Raw genomic sequence first — 23,103 nt, 5'->3', positions numbered from 1 at the left:
ACAACGTGGTTCACGAACCATCAGCAGGGGCGCCACGCCTGCTCGGCGCGGCGCCCCGTGTCCTCACTGGAAGGTGTAGCGAGCGATCAACATCGTGGTTCGCGGCGCCTGCCAGCTGGGTGCGCCATAGCTCGGGTTGAGGATCGGCGATCCATCGGTCTGGAAACTGCCGGTGTCGTAGCGCTGCTCCGCGTCGATGCGGCCCTGACGATTGGTGACGTTCTGCACCTGCAGATCCAGGCTCAGGTGGTTCGACTGATTGATCGCCCAGTCATAGCCCACGCCCAGGTTCCACTGCCAGAACAACGGCACCCTTCCGGCCGACCCCAGCGGTGCGGGCACGTTGTTGCAGTAATGGCTGGCTGCACCGTATTGCTCGGCCGGGTTGTTGATATCGGGGTAGGTACCCAGGCAGTTCTGCGGCGTGCCGGTGGACAGATCGAACGTGCTGCCAATGCGCAATCCCTTCGGAAAGTAGTAGATGCCATTGAGCTTGAGGCTGTGGCGCACGTCGCCCGCCAGGTTGCCGGAGCTGTGTTCCATCAGGCCGGGGAAGTCCCACAGGATCTGCTCGGACGGTCCGCCGTTGGTACGCGTGCCGAGATTGAGCAGGCCATCGTAGTTGCCGTACAGGTGCGCCCAGGTGTAGCTGAGATCGAGGAAGTACGGCTCTTCGCTGTTCTGCGTGTGACTCAGCTCCAGGGTGAGGTGGACATATTTGCGCGTGGGCGCGGGGCCGAACACGCTGCCCGGCAAGGTCAGCGCCTCCAGCTTGCCGTCGCCGTTGTAATCGCGCATGACCACCTGCGCGATGCCCGGGTTGATCATCGGGCAACCGCTGGAATCCTCGTAGCCCGGATAGCCGTGCGCCTGCGCGTAATCGGTGATGCCCTGGGTGTAGCAGGTGTCCTCGATGGCGCGCTTGAGCGAGGAATAGCCCAGCTCGGCCAGCGACGACCAGCTGTTGCCCAGCGTCTTCTGCACGTACACCTCGAACTCGTACTGGTACGGCGCCTTGATGTTGGAGCTGGCCACGTTCGCCGCACTGGGCGCCTGGCCGTTGATCAGCGTCTCCTGCGGACCGATCTGGGCCAGCCCGGTCGGTGCCTGGGTGTTCGGGTCCCTGCCGGCATAGGTGTAGTAGCGGTACCACTGGGTGACCGCGCCCGCAGCGCCATTGTTGACGCTGGACGGAATCGGAATGGTGTACTTGCCGGCATTGGCGCCGACCTTCATCGTGCTGTCGCCGTACACATCCCATGACACACCAAGCCGTGGCGACAACAGCGGCAGGCGCCAGAAGTTCTGGCCGTTGATGTTCTTGTTGACGAAGGTGTCGTCGCGCAGGCCGGCGTAGACAATCCAGCGATCGGCTGCCTGCCAGTAGTCGTCGATGTAGAACGCCTTGTTGACCGTGTAGAACGGGCCGCCGGTGCTGATGTAGTACTGCGCCACGTAGCGTCCGTCCGCCGGCGCGGGCGAGCCGTTCGGCAATACGCTGCCGGGCTGGGTGTAATAGGTCCAGTCACCACCGTCGGTGGTGGTGCTGACATTGTTGATGAAGTGCTTGTAGTGCTCGCCGCCGATGGTGATCTTGTGGTCGCCCAGGTTCCAGGTGAAGTCGCCCTTGAAACCACGACGCCAGTAGGCAAACGGATAGAGCTTGCTGCTGGTGGTGGTGACGCCGATGTTCTTGTGCACCTGGGTCACCGGGTCGACCTCCACCACATACGGCAGGTTGGTGCCCGAGGTCGAGGTGGGGCTCAGCGACGACTGGCTGAGGTAGCCGCCCATCAGCCGCAGACTCATGTCGTCGTTGATCTGCCAGTGGTAGTTGCCGATCAGGAACTGGTTCTTCACCTGGCTCGAGGTCCAGCCGGCGTACGCACCTTGCGAGGACGGATCGTAGTCGCGCGTCAGCTTGTACTGGTTGTTGAAGGTGCTCTTCCAGTCGCGGTTGCCGACCACGTTGAGCGACTGGTCGGCGTTGATGTTCCAGGTGAGATTGAGCAGGCCGTTCTTGTCGCGGTTGGCGGTGTCGGTATGTCGGGTCTGCGAGTTGCTGACGCTGGTGTTGTCCGGCGAATTGCCCAGCATGGCGAAGAAGAACAGCTTGTCCTTCAGCAGTGCGCCCGATGCCCATAGGTACTGGTTGGCCACGTTGGCGCTGTGCGTGTTGCTGGAACTGAAGTGGTAGTAGTCGCCTTGCGATGTCCGCGAATCGCGCGCGCGCGGGTTGAACCACGAGGTGGCCGGGGTGAAATACAGCGAGTAGCCGGCCTGGAAGCGGTTGGTGCCCTGGCGCACGGTGGAGGCGATGGTGCCGCCAGTGGTGCTGGTCCAGCTCACGCCTGCGTTGGCGCTCAGCACCTGGGTCGAGCTGATCGCCTCGGCCGGCAGGTAGGTGGCGCCCAGTCCCTGATAGTCGTAGGTGCTGTCGAATTCGTTGTAGTAGTAGCGGTTCTCAGCCGGACTGGCGCCGCCCATCTGGACCAGGCCGGTGGTCTGGTTGTCGTATTTCACCTTGGAGCTCAGCAGCGCAACGCTTTCGGGACCGCGCCCGGTCGGCAGCTGGTTGACCACGCTCATGCTGTAGTTGTTGGAGAACTCCGGCGTGCTCACGTCGATCGGTATCACCTGCGTCTCGGTGGCATGTCCGGTCACCCGGATCGCATCGAGATTGGTGGCGTTCACCGACCCCGCCGTGGAAGCGGCAACACTGGAGAGCGCTGGCACGACAGTCTGCACGTTTGCACTTACCGTGACGGTGCGGGTGCCGATCGCGTTGCCATCCTGCGACACGGTGACGGTGTACTTGCCGGGACTGAGGCCGCCCACGTTGTAGCGCCCGTCGCTGTCCGGATGCAGCTGGCGGTGGTAACCGGTGGCCGGGTTGGTTACCTCGAGCGTGACATGGCTGCCGCCCGGCTCCCTGCCATACAGGCCACCGGTGATCGATTGCGCCTGGGCGACGTTCGCACCCAGCGCAACCAGCAAGCCCATGGCCAGCATGGTTCGCCGGAACCTGCGTGGCGAGCCGCCTGCGCCGGCGTTGCTGCCGGCTTGTTCGTGCACGACAGCAGCCAGCCGCCTCGTGCCCTTGCCATTGACCGTACGACCATCCTTCATTTCAGCGTGCATTGATTGCCCCTCACGTTTTCGTTATCGCCCGGCGCAGGGTGACCTCTCCCCTCTGCTGCCAGCGGTTGTGGTTATTCGTGGCATCGCCTCCTGCCCACGAACTTGTTGGCGCCCTCGTCAAAATTTCGACACAAGCCTCCCCGCCGGACCGATTTCCGGCCCGGTTTGATTCCCTGTCTTTCCATCAAGCCAGGCGGTGCACTCGAACCCGAGACAGCAACGCCTCCACCGCCCGCCGTTCGACGAAACCGGTCTCCTCACCTTGCGCATTGGCGGCGCCGCAGGCGACGCCCAGGCGCAAGGTTTCTTCCAGATTCATGCTCCGCGCCAGGCCCACCGCCATGCCGGCCAGCAAGCAGTCGCCCGAGCCCACCGTGTTGCGTACCTGCGCCAACTCGATCGCGGCGTGCCAGATGCCACTGGCATCGGCCGCCACCGCGCCCAGTGCACCCATGGTCACCACCGGCATCGCGATGCCGCGCGCCTGCAGTTCGCGAACCGCCTCCACCGCCGCGGCGAGATCGCTGACCGGACGGCCAAACAATTCGGTGATTTCGTCGCGATTGGGCTTGAGCAGAAAGGGTTGTGCCGGCACGGCGTGCTGCAGCAGTTCGCCGCCGGCGTCGAGCAGGCAGCGTTTGCCGGCATCGCGCACATACGTCGCCAGCTCGGCATAGGTGGTCGACGGAAAACCACGCGGCAGGCTGCCGGACAGCACGATCAGCTCGCTGTCATCGACGCCACGACGAAATGCGCGCAGCAGGGCTTCCTGCTGCGCGCCGTCCAGCAGCGGCCCCTGGCCGAGGATTTCGGTGATCTGGCCGTTCGCATCCTGCAGCGCGATGCAGGTGCGCAGGTTGTCGGTGACCTCGATGCCATGGAACAGCACGCCGCGCTCGCACATCAAGCGACCGATCATGTTGCGATGGGCCGGGTCGATCAGGCCGACCAACTGCACGCGCTCGCCCAGCGCGGCGATGGTCTGCGCCACATGCAGGCCCTTGCCGCCGGGGTAAACCTGTTCGTCGAGTGCGCGACTGACTTCGCCGGGACGCAGTGCATCCAGCCGGATGAGCCGGTCGATCGCGGTGTTGAAGCCGATGACCGTGATCACGACACGCTCGCCAGCAAAGCTTCCACTTCCGCCGCGCTGGCCTGGCCGACCGTACCGCCGGTGCGTCGCGTGGACAGGCTGCCGCAGGCGCTGCCCCAGCGCATGCAGTCACGCAGCGCCTGGCCGCGCAGCCACGCATGCAGGAAACCGGCATCGAACGAATCGCCGGCGCCGGTGCTGTCGACCGGGCTGACCGCAAACGCCGGCACTTCGAGCAGGTGGCCCTGATCCAGGCTGGCGCAGCCGCGTTGTCCGCGCTTCACCACGGTATGCGTGCGCCCGTTGTGCAGCGCATGCAGGCCATCCAGCATCCGCTCGCGACCGGTGATGGCCGCCAGCTCCAGCTCGTTGGGCAGGAACAGGTCGACTTCCTCCAGCGTGCCCAGCAGGTCGGCCGCCCACGCCTGCTGCGGATCGAAGCCGGGATCGAGCGAGGTGCTCAGACCGGCAGCATGCGCACGCGCGAACAGCGCGCGGCAATCGGGCCGCAGCGCGCGCTGCAGGTAGTACGAGGAAACATGCAGGTGATCGGCGCCAGCCAGCAGCGCGTCGTCCACCTCGTCCGCACGCAGCGTGGCGATCGCGCCGGGGAAGGTCACCAGGGCGCGATCCTGCGGCGTCGACAGCGAGACGGTGACGCCGGTGCGCAAGTTCGCGTCCGGCTGCACGGCGGCGATGTCGATGCCGGCGGCACGCAGCGCATCGAGACAATGGGCGCCCCAGCTGTCGGCACCGAGCTTGCCGCGGAAGGCCACCGGATTGCCCAGCCGCGCCAGCCCCATCGCACAGATCATCGAAGAGCTGCCTGGCGTCATGCAGAAGTCGTCGGCCAGCACTTCGCGGCCCGGCGCGGGCAACGCATGACAATGCTTGAAGACCAGATCGACGTTGATCTCGCCGACGACCAGGATGCGCTTCATGCGTCCTCTCCCTGCCCGGTTTTCGAGCGGCGCTCGCCGTGCATCGGAAAGTGCTCGACCACGCGCGTGAGCACGCCCTGCGACGGCGTGTCGGGCTTGCCACCCAGCGCCAGGCAACGGAAGAACGCCAGCAACTGCCCCACCGCCACATCCGCCAGCAGCGGCAAAGCATCGTCTGCCGCATCGAGGCCGGCCAGCTCCACCGCCACGTCGTGCGGGCCCAGCACGTCGACCGGGATGCCTTCGCCGACCAGCACCCGGGTCATGCCCAGCTGCTTGCGCGACAGTTCGCGCAGCAGGTCGAGTTCGTACGCGCGCACCGCCGGGTCCGGCGACAGGAAGCCGACCACCAGGGTCTGCTGGTCCAGACTCGACATCGGCCCGTGCCGCAGGCCGAGATAGGTCTCGGCCATCGTCACCACCGCGCCGCCGGTCATTTCCAGCATCTTCAGCGCGCACTCGTGGGCGGCGCCCAGCGCGCCGCCACTGCCCAGATAGACGACATTGCCGAACTCGCTGCGAGCGATCGCCGCCAGCGCGTCAGCCTGTTGCTCGAAAACATGCTCGACGCTGCGTGCCAGCCGACTCACCGCGGCGCTGGCGTCGTCACCTTCGCGACGGACAAGACCGAAGCCGGCCAGCAGCAGGTTGGTGAAGCTGCTGGTCATCACCAGGCTGCGATCATTGGTGCGTTCGTCCAGCACCAGCACGGTCACGCGCGGATCGTCGCGGTAGCGGGTGGCGAGCATGCCATCGGCATTGCAGGTGATGACCAGGTGGCGATAGTCCGGCGCATCCGCCAGCAGGCGGTCCACCACGCCGGTGCTTTCCGGGCTGTCGCCCGAACGCGCCAGCGAAATCAGCAAACCGGCTCCGGCTGGTAGCACACTGCGCCAGTGCGTAAGCAGGCTGCCCGCGGCGATCGCCTGGGTCGGGATGCCCAGGCCGAGCTGCAGGCTGGGCGCCAGGCATTCGCCGATATACATCGAGCTGCCCGAACCGGTCAGCACGATGTGGTCCGGTCGCGGTGACAAGGCTGCCTGAAGTTGCTCGCGCAGCCGCAGCTGGCGCAGCAGCTCGGCGGTAGCCAGCCAGGTCGCCGGCTGCTGCAGGATCTCACGCAGGGTATCGACATAACCCCGTGCCTGCTGCGCCGCCAGCGGGGGCGCGCACAAGGCGTCCAGTTCAGCCGACACTTTCGTTTGCTTGCTTAATTTTGACATTTTGCCAAATTCGATTGAATATGAAAGCATGTAGCTTCTGAACCGAGAGTATTCGAAATGAAACAAAGCTTGCAAGAGGTTTCGAACACCGGCAGCCAACTTTCCCGGCTCGCCCTGTCCCATGGCAAGCGCACCCGCCTGTGGCGGCTGCTGTACGGCCACGGACCGCGCAACGGCAGCCTGCTGGTGCTGCCGCTGGACCAGGGACTGGAACATGGTCCCACCGATTTCTTTCCCCACCCACCGGCCGTCGACCCGGGCTACCAGTTCGAGCTCGCCGCGGCCGGGGGTTTTTCTGCCATCGCGCTGGGCATTGGCCTGGCCGAGAAGTACATGGGCGAGTACTGCGGCAAGGTGCCGCTGATCCTCAAGCTCAACGGCAAGACCAATATCGCCAGCGACGCCGAAGCCACCTCACCGCTGTTCGCCTCGGTCGAGGATGCGGTGCGCCTGGGCGCCGAGGCGGTCGGTTACACCATGTACGTGGGTTCGCCGCGCCAGCACGACGAGATCCGCCAGTTCGAGAAGGTGCGCCAGGACTGCGAGCGCTACGGCATGCCGCTGGTGATGTGGGCGTACCCGCGCGGCAGCGCCGTCAACGCAAGGGGCGGCACCAACACGCTTTACGCGCAGGATTACGCGGCCCGCGTGGCGCTGGAAATGGGTGCCGACATCGTCAAGCTGCACGAGCCGAACGACAGCGTGGCCAATGTGCCGGCGCCGTATGACAAGCTGCAGGAGGACGCCGCTGCCCGCTGCGCGCGCGTGGTGCGTTCGGCTGGCCGCACGATGGTGCTGTTCTCCGGCGGCGAGAAGAACGACGATGACGCGGCGGTGTTGCGCAAGGTCGAGTTCTACATGCAGTCCGGCGCCAACGGCGTGATGTTCGGCCGCAACATGTGGCTGCGCCCGTTCGATCAGGCGGTGTCGCTGGTTCGCTCCGTCCACGACATCATGGCGAAATATCCGCGCTGAACAGGTGAGGCAGACCGCTCGATGAGTCACAGCTCCTCCAAGTCACCGCAGCAGCTGATGCAGGCCGGCTGCCTCTGCTGCGCGCCGCCGACCGGCGCCGGCACGGTTCGCATCGAAGGCAGCAAGAATCCGCTGCAGACCCAGCCGGATACGGGCAAGAACGAGCTGCGACTGAAGGACTTCCGTCCGCGCAGCATGCTGCAGGTGCCGCGGACGCATGTCGAACGGCCGCGCTTTCCGGTGATCGACGTACATACGCACCTGACCTGGTCCAGCAACGTGCGCAGCGGCATTTCGGTGGGCGAAGAGGTCACCCTGTTCGCCCGGCCCGAGGATCTGCTGCCGGTGATGGACCGCAAGGGCGTGCGCACACTGGTGAACCTCACCGGCGGTGTCGGAGCCGGGCTGGAAAAGAGCATCCGCAGCTTCGACCAGGTCGCACCGGGACGCTTCCTCACGCTTACCGAGCCATCGTACGAACACTTCCCGGAACCGAACTACGCGCAGTTGCAGGGCGACGCGATCGCGCATGCCAAACGGGTTGGCGCGCGTGGACTGAAACTGCTGAAGACGCTGGGCCTCTACCTGCGCGAACGGATCGACGAAGGTCCGCTGGTGGCCGTGGATGACCGCCGTTTCGATCCGATGTGGGAGGCCTGTGCGGCGTACGACATGCCGGTGTTCCTGCATGTCTCCGACCCGGAGGCGTTCTTCCTGCCCACCGACGCGAGCAACGAGCGCTACGAGGAACTGGCCAACCATCCGGACTGGTCGTTCTACGGTCCGCAGTTCCCCAGCAATGCGGAGCTGCTCGCCGCGCGCGACCGGCTGATCGCGCGCCACCCGAAAACCACCTTCGCCTTGCTGCATGTGGGCAACAACGCGGAGAACCTGGCCGCGGTCGCCGCCTGCCTGGATCGCTACCCGAACACGGTGATCGACATCAGCGCCCGCATCGGCGAACTGGGCCGCCAGCCACGCATCGCGCAACGCTTCTTCGACCGTTACCAGGACCGCATCCTGTTCGGCACCGACGCGGTGCCGTCACCGTACGGCGACGATGTACCGCAGCAGCTGTTCGGCGACGAGCTCTACGAGATCTACTATCGCTTTCTGGAAACCGAAGACGAATACTTCGACTACGCGCCTGCCCCCACGCCGCCACAGGGCCGCTGGTCGATCTACGGACTGGGCCTGTCGGACGAAGTGCTGCGCAAGGTTTACCATGACAACGCCGCCCGCCTTCTGAACATCGACCCGTGAATGAAACGACCCGTGATTGAAGCTCCGCTCGCCTCCCGCCGCCTGCTGGTCGAAGAACGCCGCCGCTTGATCGTCGAACTGGTCGAGAAACAGGGCCGCGCCACGGTGGAGGAACTGGCGACCCGCTTCGGCACCTCCACCGTCACCATCCGTGCCGACCTGGACGCGCTGGCGCGCAGCTCGGCGATCGCCCGCTCGCATGGCGGCGCGTTGCCGGTCGCCGCGGCAACGCACGACACGCCGCTCAACATCAAGGAAACCCGCTGGCACGCGCAGAAGCTGCGCATTGGCCAGGCCGCGGCGAAGATGATCCGGGATGGCGAGACGATCATTCTCGATTCCGGCTCGACCACGGTGGAGATCGCCCGGCAGATCCGCCAGATGAAATTCGAATCGCTGACGGTGATCACCAACGCGCTGAATATCGCGATGGAATTGACCGGCCTGCCGCAGATCCGCGTGATGATGCTGGGTGGTCTGCTGCGGCAAACCTCGTATTCGCTGGTCGGCCCGGATGCGGAACAGGCGCTGGCGAAACTCTCCGCCGACCGGCTGTTCCTCGGCGTCGACGGACTCGATCCCGAAGTCGGCGTGACCACGCCCGACCCGCTGGAGGCGGCACTGAATGCGCTGATGATCCGTGTCTCGCGGCAGAGCATCGCCGTGCTCGATGCCAGCAAGATGGGGCAGCGCAGCCTGTCGGTGATCACCCCGGTGAAGAACCTCGACATGGTGATCAGCGACAGCAGCGCCCCGGCCGAAACCGTCGAGGCGCTGCGCGCTGCCGGCGTGCAGGTCGTGCTGGTCTGACGGCGCAGCTCGGCAGTCGTCAGAAGTCCAGACGGAAACTTGCCGTTGCCATCTTCGCCTGCTGCCGCTGACCCATATCCTGGTCGTAGCCGAACTGAAGGCTGGCGCGTGGCGTCATCTTCCAGTCCAGCGTGGTACCGAACACACCGCCGTAGCGCGACACGCCGATGCCACCGACCGGTGCAAACTGATTGATCCCGCTGAAGCTGGCATCGAACACCTCGCCGCGCAGGCCGAACGATTGCTGCCACAGCATGTGCGCCTGCAGGCTGATGTCGCCACCACCGGCCAGCGTCCAGTCATGCGTGGCACGCAGGCCCGCGCCGACTTGCCAGCGCGCGGTGCTTTGCGTCGCCGATTTCAGGCCGAAGCCATAGGCGCCCCGTTCGTTGAAACCATCGCGCTCGACCTGCGCGTATTGCAGATTCATGTACGGGGTTATCTGCGTGCGGCCGAAGGCCAGGCGATAGCCGCTTTCGCCATAGGCCACGCCGTAGCGACCATTGCCGTCACTGGCCACGCCGGCGAACTGATCGCCGAGTTGCAGCTGGCGGCGCATGGTTTCGCGATAGCTGCCGATGCCGAAACGGCCCATGGTGTACCAGGAACCGCGAATCACGCCGCCATAGAGCATCGCTTCCAGCGCATGGCTGTAACCCTGGTCCGCACTCTCGACCAGTCGTCCCAGGCCCTGGCTCTGACTCAGCGCATAACCGACGATGCCGTTGTTGTCGACACGATAGTCCTGCCCGACCAGTGCGCCGCTGAGGTCGTAGCCGACGTTGTCGTAACCGCTGCGGGACATGCCACCGTGATAGCCCAGATTCTGCGTCCAGCCGCCGGCCGTTGGTGCATCGAGCAAGCTGTCGAAGCGGTCGGACAACGCACGCGTGCCCGCGTCGATCGCCTCAAACGTCATCGCCGCGCTGGCCGCATGCAGCTGACCGGAGAGGCTGGCCAGCGACTGCTGCATGACCTCGGTGGAAACGGCATGTTGCAGGCTGGCGGCACCGGCGATGAAGCTTGCGCCGGCGGGTGAACCGCTGGCGACGCCCTGCAACTGGCTGTTGATTTGCGCGAACGCACTCTGCGTGCGCAGCGCGGCGCCGTAGCTGGCCGCGGTGTAAGCCAGGCCCTGGATCTGGCTCAGGTTCACCTGTTGCACATCGAGCCAGGCATTGTTGGCGTCGTAGTTCAGCGTCGCAGTCAGCACCACGCTGGGCGCGGTGTCCAACGCTGAGAACGTGCCGGTGAGGCCGCCATAGGCCGACAAGACATTCGTGTGCGAGCTGACCACGTAGTCGGTATTCGCACCGTACACGTAGAGGTCGCCGCCGGACAGGGTGGCCATGCCGTTGACGTGGAGTTGCGAGCCCAGCGATACCGCCATGCGCCCGTTGCCTTGCTGCAGGTAGTTGCCGCTGACATAGACATCGCCCTGGCTCACCACCATCACGCCGGCGTTGGTCACGTTGTTGGAGATCGAGAATCCGGTGGGATTCTGCGGCGTGGCGGCAGACATCAGTGTGCCCTGCGCGCCAATCTCGACGGGGCTGCTCAACCCGGCCACGGCGAGCGTGCCCCCCTGCACCTGGGTGAGACCGGTATAGCTGCTGCTGCCGCCCCAGAGGTTGAGCCTGCCCGGCCCCTGCTTGATCAATCCGCCAGCCCCGGAAATCGGATTGCCCCAGGTCGAGGTGCCGCTGAAGTTGACCGTGACGTCACCCCAGTCGAATTTCGCCGGCCCGTTGACCGCCTTGAATGCATCCAGCATGCCGTAGCCGAACGTGGCGTCGGGACCGGGCGTACCGAGGTCGCGTGCCGTGCCCAGCAGGGTCTGCCGCACCAGATCATTGCTGAAATAGGGAAACGCCTGCCACACCAGGGCAGCCGCACCGGAAACCTCGGGCGCCGCGAACGAGGTGCCGCTCACCACCCAATAGGTCGGCTTGCTGCCGGCGACCGCATCCTTGTCGCTGACGATCACGTCGCCCGGCGCGGCCAGGCAGTAACTCATCGCCTTGCCGCAGGCATTCGAGTAGCTGGCCAGCTCGGTCGGGTGATTGCTGTCGACGGCTACCGCAACCAGCCAGCCGGCCTCCAGTTGCGGTGCCAGGCTGGGCAAGGCGGCGATGTCGCTGGGATCGCTGCGCGAATCGTTGCCGGCGGCGAACACCACCAAGCCACCATGCTGCAGCACGAACGGCTCGTAGGCCTGGGCGAATGCCTGGTTGATCGAGGCGTTGGTGGTGTCCCAGTAGATGCCACCCCAGGAGTTGTTCATCACCTGCACGCCGGCATTGATCAGCGCCGGGTTCAGCGTCTGCGCGAAGAACTGCGCATCGGCGGCGGTGACCGCGTTGCCCTGGCCGGAGCCATCGTCCTTCGGTGCCACGTCGCTGATGATCCGCGCCGAGACGAGGCTGGCGCCGGGTGCGATGCCGCCGGGAAACTGGTCGAATGCCTGGCCGGCCGCGATCTGCGAGACCCAGGTGCCATGGCCAACGACATCGTCGATGGCAGTGTTGTTGCTCGCCGGGTCGACATAGATCAGTTCCTGCCTGACCCGCCCGACCAGCGCCGGGTGGTTGCGCATGATGCCGCTGTCCACCACGCCGATGGTCACCCCGGCGCCGGTGAAGCCGAGGCTTTGTGCACCATACGCGTTGGTAAGCGACAGCTGGGCATCGATCGGCGGCTGGCTGCTCGGCGTGGTGGGCGGCGGCGAACTGGGTGCGGCCGGCGGTGGCGTCGGCTTGACGTTGCCGCCCCCGCCGCAAGCGCTCAAGCCCAACGCCATCGCCACCAGCAGCGCCAATTCACGCCGCCGGAATACTGCATCGAATCTGTTCATTACGCCCCCCACCTGCACGCTTCGATCTGACCACTGCCGATGTACCCCAGGCGCACGGCACGGTCCCCGCGGCCATCTTCGCACAACGAAAATCCAATGAAACGCAACGCAAGTCCTTGCGTACAAAGGATTCGCCGAGGTTTGCCGGGTTTCGCGGCTGACTGCGATAATCAGCGGGTTTCCATACAGGCGTTCGCGCCCCACCAAAGTCTTGCAAGCGGAGTTGTCCATGTCGGATATCAGCGTCGTCATCGTCGGTTCGAAGCGCACAGCGATCGGTTCGTTCCTGGGCCAGTTCACCGGCGTTCCCACCCCCAAGCTGGGTTCCGTCGCGATTCGCGCGGCGCTGGAACAATCCGGCGTGGCCCCGGCCGACATCAGCGAAGTGATCATGGGCTGCGTGCTGCCTGCCAACCTTGGTCAGGCGCCCGCGCGGCAGGCGGCACTCGGCGCCGACCTGCCGTTTGGCACCGGCTGCACCACCATCAACAAGGTCTGCGGCTCGGGCATGAAGGCGATCATGCTGGGCCATGACCTGATCAAGGCCGGCTCGGCCAACGTGGTGGTGGCTGGCGGCATGGAGTCGATGACCAATGCGCCGCACATGGTGCAGGCCCGCACGGGCATCCGCTATGGCGACGGCCAGCTGGTCGACCACATGGCCTGGGACGGGCTGACCAATCCCTACGACGGCAAGGCAATGGGCGTGTTCGGCGAGTTGTGCGCCGACAAGTACCATTTCACCCGCGAAGAGCAGGATGCGTTCGCGATCGAGTCGGTCAACCGGGCCAAGGCGGCCCAGCAGAATGGCGCGTTCGCCGGCGAGATCGCGCCGGTCACGGTGAGTGGCCGCAAGGGTGACGTGGTGGTGGACATCGACGAGCAGCCGGGCCGCTCCGACGTCGCCAAGATCCCCACGCTGAAGCCGGCGTTCCGCAAGGAGAACGGCACGATCACCGCGGCCAGCTCCTCCAGCATTTCCGATGGCGCCGCGGCCGTGGTGCTGCTGTCCGCCGACGACGCCGACAAGCGAGGGCTGAAGCCGCTGGCCCGGATCGTGGCGCATGCCACCCATGCGCAGGAGCCGCAGTGGTTCACCACCGCTCCGGTGGCCGCGATCCAGAAGGTGCTGGACAAGGCCGGCTGGAAGGTCGAGGACGTGGACCTGTTCGAGATCAACGAAGCGTTTGCCGTGGTCGCAATGACGCCGATGAAGGAACTCGGCATTCCGCACGACAAGCTCAACGTCAACGGCGGCGCCTGTGCACTGGGTCACCCTATCGGTGCCAGCGGCGCCCGCCTGGTGGTGACCTTGTTGAACGCCTTGAAGGTACGCGGCCTGAAGCGCGGCGTGGCTTCGCTGTGCATTGGCGGTGGTGAGGCCACCGCGATCGCGATCGAATCCCTTGATTGATTCCAGCGGCGGCCGGCGGCTGTCGCGCTATATTCACATGACGGCCGGTTAAATCGGTTTTTAATAAGCACTGAAGGGCAGTTATAAAGATCTGGCGCAATGTTCCCGAAAGCGTTATTAATACACGGCCAAACGGCATTCCACGGCAAAGGAGATTCACCATGAAGTTTACGCGTACCCTACTCGCCGCCGCGCTCGTCGCGCTGTTGGCGGCATGCAGCAACGGCGCGCAGGATTCCGCGCAGGACGCCCAGAAGTCGGCTGATACTGCACAGCAGGCTGCCGATACGGCGCAGCAGGCCGCCGCGGCAGCTCCGACCCAGGGCACTGAGCAGGCTGCAGACCAGGCCAAGACCGCTGCTAACGCAGCTGGCCAGGCCGCCGATCAGGCTGCGCAGGCTGCCGTTGCAGCTTCCGCCGCCGCGCCGGCGAACACCGATACCTCGAAGGACGCCATGTCGGCTGCGAAGGACGCCGCCGGCAACGCTGCTGACGCCGCCGGCAAGGCTGCCGACGCTGCGAAGGACGCCGCTGGCAATGCCAAGGATGCTGCCGACAAGGCCAAGGACGCGATGAAGGGTCACTGATCCCTTTCTCCAGTTCTGCGTTGGAAAAACGGTCGCCTCGTGCGACCGTTTTTTTTGCCTGCCCTTCAAGCCGTTTCGCGGCTTGTTTGGGTCGCAGCGCGAGGCTTCGCTATCATCCATGGTTTGTGCCTGAGCGCAGCCACACCGTGAGCCTCCATCCATGAGCGTCATTGCATCGCAGATCGATCCGCGTTCACCCGAGTTCCAGGCTGGCAGCGCGCAGTTGCGCGCCGTGGTCGATGACCTGCAGCGCGAGCTGATCCGCAGCGCCGAGGGTGGCGGTGCGAAGGCCCGCGAGAAACACGTGGCGCGCGGCAAGCTGCTGCCACGCGAGCGCATCCGCGCCCTGCTCGACCCGGGCTCGCCGTTTCTCGAACTGTCCGCACTTGCCGCCCACGGCATGTACGACGATGCGGCACCGGCAGCGGGCCTGATCACCGGCATCGGCCGGATCAACGGCATCGAGGTGGTGGTCGTGGCCAACGATGCCACCGTCAAGGGCGGCACCTATTTCCCGATGACGGTGAAGAAACACCTGCGTGCGCAGGAAGTCGCGCTGGAAAACCGCCTGCCCTGCGTCTACCTGGTCGACTCCGGTGGCGCCTTCCTGCCGCTGCAGGACGAGGTATTTCCCGACAAGGAACACTTCGGCCGGATCTTCTACAACCAGGCGCGGATGTCCGCGCTGAACATTCCGCAGATCGCCGTGGTAATGGGCTCGTGCACCGCCGGCGGCGCCTACGTGCCGGCGATGAGCGACGAGACCATCATCGTGCGCGAACAGGGCACGATCTTCCTCGGCGGCCCGCCACTGGTGAAGGCCGCCACCGGCGAGGTGGTCGATGCCGAGACACTCGGGGGCGCCGACGTGCACACTTCGATTTCCGGCGTGGCCGATCACTTTGCCGAGAACGACGCGCACGCGCTGGCAATTGCACGCGACATCGTCGGTCACCTCAACCGCAGCAAGCAGATGCCGCTGGCCTTGCGCACGCCGGTCGAACCGAAGTATCCCGCCGAGGAGCTCTACGGCGTGATTCCCGCCGACACCCGTCGCCCGTTCGACATCCGCGAGGTGATCGCGCGCATCGTCGACGGCTCGGAGTTCCACGAGTTCAAGGCGCGCTACGGCAAGACCCTGGTGTGCGGTTTCGCGCACATCCACGGCTACCCGGTGGGCATCGTCGCCAACAACGGCATCCTGTTCGCCGAAAGCGCGCTCAAGGGAGCGCACTTCATCGAGCTGTGCAACCAGCGCAACGTGCCGCTGGTCTTCCTGCAGAACATCACCGGCTTCATGGTCGGCAAGAAGTACGAGCAGGCCGGCATCGCCAAGGATGGCGCCAAGATGGTCACTGCGGTGGCCTGCTCGCACGTGCCGAAGTTCACCGTGGTGATCGGCGGCAGCTTCGGCGCCGGCAACTACGCGATGTGCGGCCGCGCCTATGGCGCGCGCTTCCTGTGGATGTGGCCCAACGCGCGCATCAGCGTGATGGGCGGCGAACAGGCCGCGTCGGTGCTGGCCACGGTGAAGCGCGACGGCATCGAGTCCCGCGGCGGCGAATGGACGGCCGCGGAGGAAGAATCGTTCAAGGCGCCGTTGCGCGAGCAGTACGAACGCCAGGGTCATCCCTATTACGCCAGCGCCCGCCTGTGGGACGACGGCATCATCGATCCGGTCGACACCCGTCGCGTGCTGGGCCTGGCGATCTCCGCCTCGATGAACGCGCCGATCGAACCGCAGCGCTACGGCGTGTTCCGCATGTAGATTTTTCTTCCACGCAAGACGACTTCACAGGGGAAGTCAGGGATGATCGTCGGTATTGATCTGGGCACCACGCATTCGTTGATCGGCTGTTACAGCGAAGCGGGACCACGGTTGTTTGCCAATGCGCTGGGTGAGTTCCTCACCCCTTCGGTGGTGAGTGTCGACCAGGCCGGCCAGGTGCTTGTCGGCCAGGCCGCGCGCGACCGGATGGTCAGCCATCCCGACGCCAGCGTGGCCAGCTTCAAGCGCTGGATGGGGACATCGCGCGAGACCCGGCTGGGTGCGCACAGCTTCCGCCCGGAAGAACTGTCGGCGCTGATCCTGCGCTCGCTGGTCGCCGACGCCGAAGCGGCACTGGGGCAAAAGATCGGCGAGGCGGTGATCAGCGTACCGGCGTATTTCTCGGACGCGCAACGCAAGGCCACCCGCGCTGCGGGCGAGCTGGCCGGCATTCGCGTCGAACGGCTGATCAACGAACCGACTGCCGCCGCGCTGGCCTACGGCCTGCGCGACAAACCCGATGGTGCGCGCTTCCTGGTGTTCGACCTGGGCGGCGGCACCTTCGATGTTTCGGTGCTGGAGATGTTCGACGGCGTGGTCGAGGTGCATGCCAGCGCCGGCGACAACTTCCTCGGCGGCGAAGACTTCCTCGACCTGCTCGAACACGCCTGCCGCGCCGATCTCGAACTCGACGATGCGTCACTGGATGCCAGCCAGCGTGGCCAGCTGCGGCGGCGGCTGGAAGTGGCCAAGCGCGCGCTGGGAAGTCAGGGCCACGCCGGCGTCGAGATGACGCTCGGTGCACGACAACTGACCTGGCAGATCGACGAGGAGCGCTTCAACCGGCTGGCCGAACCGCTGGTGCAGCGCATGCGTGCGCCGCTGGAGCGGGCGATGCGCGACGCCCGCCTGCAGCCGGAGCAACTGGACGAGATCGTGCTGGTCGGTGGCGCCAGCCGCATGCCGCTGGTGGCCAGGACGGTTTCGCGGATGTTCGGCCGCCTGCCGCTGCGCCACGTGAACCCGGACCAGGCCATTGCGCTCGGTGCCTGCATCGCGGCCGGGCTGAAGTCGCGCGACCAGCAGCTGGATGAAGTGATCCTCACCGATGTGTGTCCGTACTCGCTGGGCACCGAGGTGGCGCGCCGCGACGAACAGGGGCGTGCGATAACCGGCTTCTTCGAACCGATCATCCAGCGCAACAGCACCGTGCCGATCAGTCGCGAGGAGACGTTCTGGCCAGTCAGTGAGCGGCAGCTGCAACTGCAACTGGACGTCTATCAGGGTGAAAGCCCGCTGGTGGAAAAGAACATCAAGCTGGGCGAACTGACGGTGGACATCGACCCGACGCTGCCGATCGCGGAAAACGCGGTGACCGTGCGTTTCACCTACGACATCAACGGCGTGCTGCAGGTCGAGGCACGCGTGCACGCCGACCAGCGCCGCTACGAGCTGCTGCTGGAACAGAACCCCGGCCTGCTCGATGCACAGCAGATCCGCGAACGCCTGGCCGCGCTGAACGAGATCAAGATCCACCCGCGCAGCAAGCAGGAGAACCTCGCCATGCTGGCGCGCGCCGAGCGCCTGTACGAAGAACACCTGCTTGCCCGCGATCAGGTGCAGGAATGGATTGCACGTTTCCGCGCAGTGCTGGAAAGCCAGGACGAGTCGATCATCCGTGTGCATCGCCTCGAGTTCGGCCGCGCGCTGGATACGCTGGAGTCCGCCTGATGTCGCCGTTCGAGCTGCTCGGACTGGCGCCCGATGCCGACGAGCGCGCGATCAAGCGCGCCTATGCCCAGCGGCTGCGCATCACCGGCCCCGAGGACGATCCGCAAGGATTCCAGCAACTGCACGCTGCCTATCAGGCGGCGCTGGAACATGTCCTTGACGCGGAAAGCGGTCCCGGGCGGATGCTGCAGGGCGTGGTCGCGGTTACCTCGCCCGAGGGACCTGAGCCGAGGCTTTCCGTGGTGCCCGCATCCGCGGATACCCGCGATGTCGCACCGCTCGATCCACCCCCGCTACCCCGGCTTGATCCCGACGATTTCTGCCGCAGCGCATTCGCGCTGAGCGAAGCCGGCGATGCGGCGGCGCTGGGGGCATGGCTGGCCAGTCGGCCCGAGTTGTGGTCGTTGCAGCGCAAGGCACAGCTCGGCAACTACCTGGTGCGGCAGCTCTATCGGCAGCAGCCGCCGATGCCCGGCGAATGCATGGAAACCCTGCTGCGCTTCTTCGACCTGGACCATGCGCTCGCAGGCCATGACCCGCTGGCCAGGCTGCAGTTGGAACGGCGCACCCGGCTGGCCTGGCAACTGCAGCACGATGACGAGGCAACCCTGGCTGCGCGGCTGGCGATCCGCACGCCACTGGAGCGCCGGCGGGCATACTGGATCCTGCGCCAGCTGCAGCGTCCGTTTCGCTGGTTGCGCGTCCTGTGGCTGGGCCTGAACCCCGTCAAGCCGGGGCTGATCGCCGACTTCATTGAAAATGTCAGCGAGCACCGTCCGCAGGACCTCCCCGCCACGATCGACCGCGCCCAGCTTGCGTTCTGGCTGGCCGCCGCGGATCGTCAACGCGTCAGTCAGCCCCGTCTGGTACTGGGTGGTGCACGCAGCGCGGCGATGCTGCTGCTTGGCGTGTTGCTGGCGCCGCTGCTGAGCCTGCTGTGCACCGACAGCGTTTCAGTACAACCGATGCTGATCGCGATCGGCATCCTGATGCTGCCCAGCGCGTTGTGGGCGATGTGGATGGCCTGGTCGCTGCTGGTTTCCTGGTATCTGCAGCCAGACCCGATCATCGCGCGCCGATCCCTGCACACGTATCTGGTGCCGACGATGTGCGTGATCGGCGTGGTACTGGGTGCCGCTGGGCAGGATGATGTCGGACTGGCCCTGATCGCCCCGGCCCTGTGGCTGGCGCTGCGTCGTTACTGGTATCGCCACGCCAGCCGCCATGCGCTGTTTCGCTCGGGCCACGTGCGGCTGATGTCGTTGCTGGCCATTCCCGTGCTGCACGCCATCGTGAACGCCGAACTGGGTCCCGACCTGGTGTCCTTCGGTGAAATCCTCGCCGCGGTGGCCATGCTGGCCTGGGCGGCCGATCTGCGGAGGCAGCGCCAGCGAAAGGTCGCCGGGTAACCCGCATGCCATGCCACCGCATCAGCAGGCGCGGCGTACCGCAGGCGTCATCAGCGGAGCCTGCCGCGTGTGTTGACGCTGGATGAGTCGCGCACCAAGCCACAGCGCGCACAAGGTCAGCGCGTAAAACACCAGTTGCATGCCCGCCGGCTGGGCGTCGTAGCCAACCAGGATGTGCGCGGTCTGACCGAGCACCGAACCGTTGGCCAGCAGCCACGAACTGTCCCACCACTGATGTCCCCAGGCCGGCAGCAGGTTCGCCTGGATCAGGTAACGCGCGGCGGTCGAGGCCAGCCCGGCGGCCAGCAGTACCAGCATCGCATTGGTGGCGCCGAAGAAGTGCCGCAGGGGGATGCGCAGCAGGCCCGCATACAAGCCGAAGCCCACGCTCGCCCCGGCCAGCACGCCGAGCGACAGCCCTGCCCAGAGATGATCCGCGCCACCGGCACGCATGCCATACAGGAACAGCACCACTTCCGAGCCTTCGCGCAGCACCGCCAGCGCCACCACCGCCAGCAGCAGGCCCAGCGAACTGGCCCCGCTGTGCACCGCATTGCCAAGCGCCTGCATCTGCCGGCCCAGTTCGCGACCGTGACTGGACATCCACAGCACGTGCCAGCCGATCATCAACACTGCAGCTAGCAGGATGCCGGCATTGAAGAGTTCCTGGCCGACTCCGCTGAAGGCGTCGGCGAGCAGCTTGGCGGACAGTGCCACCAGCACGGCCCCCGACACGCCGAGCGCGATGCCACCGCCGACGAACCAGCCGCGCCGTGCCACGCCGCGGGTGGCGGCGGCGACCACGCTGACGATCAGTGCCGCTTCCAGCACTTCCCTGAATACCAGCAAGGCGATGGCCCACATGGCGCTACTCCACCACCAGCGTGCCCTGGGCAGTGGGCTGGTGGAAATCGCCATAGAAACGGTAGTGGCCCGACTTGAACGGGCCAATGAAGATGCTGATGCGGCTGTTCGGCATCACGATCTTTTCGGCCGGAAAGTCGTCGCTCTCGAATTCCTCCGGCGACGGGTCCTGATTGATCAGTTCCAGCTTGATCCGCGTATTGGCGGGAATGTGCAGCTCACTGGGCTGGTAGCGGTGATTCTTCAGGGTCAGGGTGAAACTCGGCACATCCGCCGCGCTGGCCAGCAGCGGCAACAGCAGCGCGAGCAGCATGGGCAACAGGTATTTCATGGCGTGATCCCGCAAATACGATTGATTGATAATCATTATCGACAATGGATGGCATCAAGGCCTTGATCTGGATCAGCTCGATCGGTGGGAGCCGGGCCTGAGCTGGCCCGGACCAGCTCAGGCCCGCGGGTCTTCGCCGCGCAGGCGCACGTCGTTGGGCAGCATGTCGGTGCGCTCCACGCTTTCCTCGCGCTGCGATTCGAAGAAGCGCTGCACCTGCTGGCACACCGCCATGGTGTTTTCACGGGCGATCGCCGAGACCATGAACCAGGGCTCCTTCCAGCCCAGTTCGGCAACGATCTGCTCCGCCACCGCCTGCCGCTCGTCCTCGGCCAGCATGTCGGCCTTGTTCAGCACCAGCCAGCGCGGACGTTCCAGCAATTCGGGATTGAATTTCTCCAGCTCCTGCTCGATTGCCCGCACCTGCCCCGCCACGTCGGCACCATCGATGGGCGCCATGTCGACGATATGCAGCAGCAGGCTGGTGCGCGACACGTGGCGCAGGAACTGGATGCCCAGACCGGCGCCTTCGGAGGCACCTTCGATGAGGCCGGGGATGTCGGCGATCACGAAGCTCGAATCGGTGCCCAGGCTGACCACACCCAGGTTCGGAACCAGCGTGGTGAACGGATAATCCGCTACCCGCGGGGTCGCCGCCGACACGGCGCGGATGAAGGTGGACTTGCCGGCATTCGGAAAACCGAGCAGGCCCACGTCGGCCAACAGACGCAGTTCCAGCTTCAGCTCGCGCACTTCGCCCGGGGTGCCCGGCGTGGCCTTGCGCGGCGCGCGGTTCACCGAGGTCTTGAAATGGATATTGCCCAGGCCGCCCTTGCCGCCCTGCGCCACCAGCATGCGCTGGCCATGGCTGGTGAGGTCGCCGATCACCTCGTCGGTGTCGACGTTGGTGATCATGGTGCCTACCGGCACGCGGATCGCGGTGTCTTCGCCGCCTTTGCCGTACATCTGGCTGCCCATGCCATTCTCGCCACGCTTCGCCTTGAAGCTGCGCTGGTGGCGGAAATCGATCAGCGTGTTCAGCCCCTCGTCGGCAACCAGCCAGACCGAGCCGCCGAAGCCGCCGTCGCCGCCATCGGGGCCGCCGAACGGGATGAACTTCTCGCGGCGAAAGCTGATGCAGCCATTGCCGCCGTCACCGGCCATAACCTTGATGTTTGCTTCGTCGACGAATTTCATGGGGGAGCCGGGATTCGGGATGGGTGATTCGGGATTGGGAAAAGCGGGTAATCGTGGACATGGTACGGGACGTGGAGCGACTCGGCTTCTACGAATCCCTTCCCGAACCCCCGCTACAAACGAAAAGCCCCGCCGAAGCGGGGCCTTCGCTATCGTGTCGCGAGCGGCTTACGCCTGGACGACGTCGACGAAACGGCGGTTCTTGTCGCCGCGGACGGCGAACTTGACGGTGCCGTCGACCAGCGCGAACAAGGTGTGATCACGCCCCAGACCCACGCCCACACCCGGATGGAACTGGGTGCCGCGCTGACGGATGATGATGTTGCCCGCTTCGATGGCCTGGCCACCGTAGATCTTGACGCCAAGGTATTTCGGGTTCGAATCGCGACCGTTGCGGCTGGAACCTACGCCTTTTTTATGTGCCATGACTCAATGCTCCAGTTGCTCAGGCGTTGATGCCCGTGATCTCGATTTCGGTGAAATGCTGACGGTGACCCTGCTGACGCTTGTAGTGCTTGCGGCGGCGGAATTTGATGATGCGGATCTTGTCGGCACGGCCGTGCTTGCGAACAGTGGCGCTGACGGTGGCGCCTTCGACGATCGGCGCACCGACCGTGATCGACTCACCGGTACCGACCAGCAGAACCTGGTCGAAGCTGATGCTGGCGCCTTCTTCGGCGGTCAACAGCTCCACGCGCAGGACGTCGCCCTGCATGACACGGTACTGCTTGCCACCGGTCTTGATGACTGCGTAACTCATGGGAATGCCCTTCTGTCGTTATTCTCTTGGGTATCGCCATGACCATTTCAGGTCTGGCGAACCGCGGATTATAGCGATGTGGCCCCGCGCTGGTCAATTACTGACCACGACCGCCCCGAAAACGGCTGGAACGGCCCTGTGGCCATGCCAAGCGTGGCGTCTCAGTGGCCGGATTTGGGCGCCGGAACCGCTGGCGTGGCGGCGGGACTGGCCGGGCAGCGGCCATTGGCGTCCAGCGTGCCGTCCTGCTGCAGCTTCTTGATCATCGCCTGACCACGCTCGCGGCCCCAGGCCTGGCCCACCTTCATGCCCTCGGCCATGGTCACCGGCATCTGCGTGATGACCTTCTGGCCCAGCGGCGAGCGGTAGAACTTCAGCAAGCCGGACACATCCTCGGCGGTGAAGTGGCGCTGGTAGATCGGCACCATCCGGGTGAGCAACTGCTGACCGCCGTTGGCGTCGATGAAGCCCTGCCAATAGGTTGTCGGCACGCACGGCACCGCTTGTGCCATCACGCCGCCCATCTGGGTGTTCATCTGGTCGAACATGCGATCCATGTGCATCAACTGGAACAATTCCCGCACCTGCTTCTCGCTGGGCTGCGCGGCAGCGGCCTGCCCGGCGGCAGCCAGCGCCAACAAGGCCACGGCGGCCATTCCCTTCCATTTCCGCATGAGCTGTCTCCGTTCGACTTGAACCATCATTTAGCCACAATCGGGATGCTCCACGAAAGCCGATGGAT

Annotated in this window: 19 protein-coding genes; 8 read left to right on the top strand and 11 right to left on the bottom strand. The window is 65.4% G+C overall.

Annotated elements, in window-relative coordinates:
• Window positions 1–63: 63 nt before the first annotated feature.
• From ACQGNJ_RS06945 to ACQGNJ_RS06930, 4 genes are all read right to left on the bottom strand, one after another.
• Window positions 64–3,141, bottom strand: a complete 3,078-nt coding sequence (locus tag ACQGNJ_RS06945) for a TonB-dependent receptor (RefSeq protein ID WP_426688503.1) — start codon at window positions 3,139–3,141, stop codon at window positions 64–66.
• A 184-nt stretch (window positions 3,142–3,325) separates the two neighbouring features.
• Window positions 3,326–4,255 carry a 1-phosphofructokinase family hexose kinase gene (locus tag ACQGNJ_RS06940; protein WP_426688502.1) on the bottom strand — a complete coding sequence of 310 codons (930 nt, stop codon included), beginning with the start codon at window positions 4,253–4,255 and terminating at the stop codon, window positions 3,326–3,328.
• Window positions 4,252–5,175: a carbohydrate kinase family protein gene (locus tag ACQGNJ_RS06935; protein WP_426688501.1), complete on the bottom strand. Its 924-nt coding sequence runs from the start codon at window positions 5,173–5,175 to the stop codon at window positions 4,252–4,254. Before ACQGNJ_RS06935 ends, ACQGNJ_RS06940 begins: the two co-directional genes overlap by 4 nt.
• A complete protein-coding gene (locus ACQGNJ_RS06930; RefSeq protein ID WP_426688500.1) occupies window positions 5,172–6,371 on the bottom strand; it encodes an SIS domain-containing protein in 1,200 nt (399 codons plus the stop codon). The genes ACQGNJ_RS06935 and ACQGNJ_RS06930 overlap by 4 nt, the downstream gene beginning before the upstream one ends.
• Window positions 6,372–6,467: 96 nt before the next feature.
• On the opposite strand from ACQGNJ_RS06930, the gene ACQGNJ_RS06925 reads away from it, so the two are divergent.
• From ACQGNJ_RS06925 to agaR, 3 genes are read left to right on the top strand one after another with little or no spacing between them, the layout of a single operon-like run.
• On the top strand, window positions 6,468–7,373 hold the full coding sequence (locus tag ACQGNJ_RS06925; protein ID WP_426688499.1) for a class I fructose-bisphosphate aldolase: 906 nt from the start codon (window positions 6,468–6,470) through the stop codon (window positions 7,371–7,373).
• A 21-nt stretch (window positions 7,374–7,394) separates the two neighbouring features.
• Entirely contained in the window at window positions 7,395–8,636 is a 1,242-nt protein-coding gene (locus ACQGNJ_RS06920) for an amidohydrolase family protein (RefSeq protein WP_426688498.1), read from the top strand.
• A 12-nt stretch (window positions 8,637–8,648) separates the two neighbouring features.
• Entirely contained in the window at window positions 8,649–9,446 is a 798-nt protein-coding gene (gene agaR, locus ACQGNJ_RS06915) for a transcriptional repressor AgaR (protein ID WP_426688497.1), read from the top strand.
• A gap of 19 nt (window positions 9,447–9,465) precedes the next feature.
• Here the strand turns inward: agaR and ACQGNJ_RS06910 are convergent, their stop codons facing one another.
• Window positions 9,466–12,300, bottom strand: a complete 2,835-nt coding sequence (locus ACQGNJ_RS06910) for a S8 family serine peptidase (RefSeq protein WP_426688496.1) — start codon at window positions 12,298–12,300, stop codon at window positions 9,466–9,468.
• A gap of 229 nt (window positions 12,301–12,529) precedes the next feature.
• Here ACQGNJ_RS06910 and ACQGNJ_RS06905 point away from each other — a divergent pair, with 229 nt between their 5' ends.
• From ACQGNJ_RS06905 to ACQGNJ_RS06885, 5 genes are all read left to right on the top strand, one after another.
• Window positions 12,530–13,714 carry an acetyl-CoA C-acyltransferase gene (locus ACQGNJ_RS06905; protein WP_426688495.1) on the top strand — a complete coding sequence of 395 codons (1,185 nt, stop codon included), beginning with the start codon at window positions 12,530–12,532 and terminating at the stop codon, window positions 13,712–13,714.
• Window positions 13,715–13,875: 161 nt separating this feature from the next.
• A complete protein-coding gene (locus tag ACQGNJ_RS06900) occupies window positions 13,876–14,301 on the top strand; it encodes a hypothetical protein (RefSeq protein WP_426688494.1) in 426 nt (141 codons plus the stop codon).
• Window positions 14,302–14,461: 160 nt separating this feature from the next.
• Complete coding sequence (locus ACQGNJ_RS06895) at window positions 14,462–16,069, top strand: carboxyl transferase domain-containing protein (RefSeq protein WP_426688493.1); 1,608 nt, start codon at window positions 14,462–14,464, stop codon at window positions 16,067–16,069.
• 42 nt (window positions 16,070–16,111) lie between these two features.
• Complete coding sequence (locus ACQGNJ_RS06890) at window positions 16,112–17,800, top strand: Hsp70 family protein (RefSeq protein WP_426688492.1); 1,689 nt, start codon at window positions 16,112–16,114, stop codon at window positions 17,798–17,800.
• Window positions 17,800–19,209 (top strand): J domain-containing protein, encoded by a 1,410-nt coding sequence (locus ACQGNJ_RS06885; protein ID WP_426688491.1) that lies wholly within the window; start codon window positions 17,800–17,802, stop codon window positions 19,207–19,209. The genes ACQGNJ_RS06890 and ACQGNJ_RS06885 overlap by 1 nt, the downstream gene beginning before the upstream one ends.
• Window positions 19,210–19,230: 21 nt before the next feature.
• Here the strand turns inward: ACQGNJ_RS06885 and ACQGNJ_RS06880 are convergent, their stop codons facing one another.
• From ACQGNJ_RS06880 to ACQGNJ_RS06855, 6 genes are all read right to left on the bottom strand, one after another.
• The gene (locus tag ACQGNJ_RS06880) at window positions 19,231–20,073 is read right to left on the bottom strand and encodes an FTR1 family iron permease (protein WP_426688490.1); all 843 of its coding nucleotides are present in this window, start codon (window positions 20,071–20,073) and stop codon (window positions 19,231–19,233) included.
• Between the two features lie 4 nt (window positions 20,074–20,077).
• Window positions 20,078–20,404, bottom strand: a complete 327-nt coding sequence (locus ACQGNJ_RS06875) for a cupredoxin domain-containing protein (protein WP_426688489.1) — start codon at window positions 20,402–20,404, stop codon at window positions 20,078–20,080.
• 117 nt (window positions 20,405–20,521) lie between these two features.
• On the bottom strand, window positions 20,522–21,601 hold the full coding sequence (cgtA, locus tag ACQGNJ_RS06870) for an Obg family GTPase CgtA (RefSeq protein ID WP_426688488.1): 1,080 nt from the start codon (window positions 21,599–21,601) through the stop codon (window positions 20,522–20,524).
• A 168-nt stretch (window positions 21,602–21,769) separates the two neighbouring features.
• A complete protein-coding gene (gene rpmA, locus ACQGNJ_RS06865; protein WP_426688487.1) occupies window positions 21,770–22,027 on the bottom strand; it encodes a 50S ribosomal protein L27 in 258 nt (85 codons plus the stop codon).
• 19 nt (window positions 22,028–22,046) lie between these two features.
• Entirely contained in the window at window positions 22,047–22,361 is a 315-nt protein-coding gene (gene rplU / locus ACQGNJ_RS06860; protein ID WP_426688486.1) for a 50S ribosomal protein L21, read from the bottom strand.
• A 161-nt stretch (window positions 22,362–22,522) separates the two neighbouring features.
• Window positions 22,523–23,035, bottom strand: coding sequence for a DUF2059 domain-containing protein (locus tag ACQGNJ_RS06855; protein WP_426688485.1), 513 nt, complete (start codon window positions 23,033–23,035; stop codon window positions 22,523–22,525).
• Between the last annotated feature and the right edge of the window lie 68 nt (window positions 23,036–23,103).

Origin of the sequence: Rhodanobacter ginsengiterrae (assembly GCF_050026815.1) — a bacterium.
In the GTDB taxonomy this organism is placed as follows: domain Bacteria; phylum Pseudomonadota; class Gammaproteobacteria; order Xanthomonadales; family Rhodanobacteraceae; genus Rhodanobacter; species Rhodanobacter ginsengiterrae.
The sequence above is the reverse complement of the archived record's forward strand: the minus strand, read 5'-3'. Positions and strand labels throughout refer to the sequence as shown.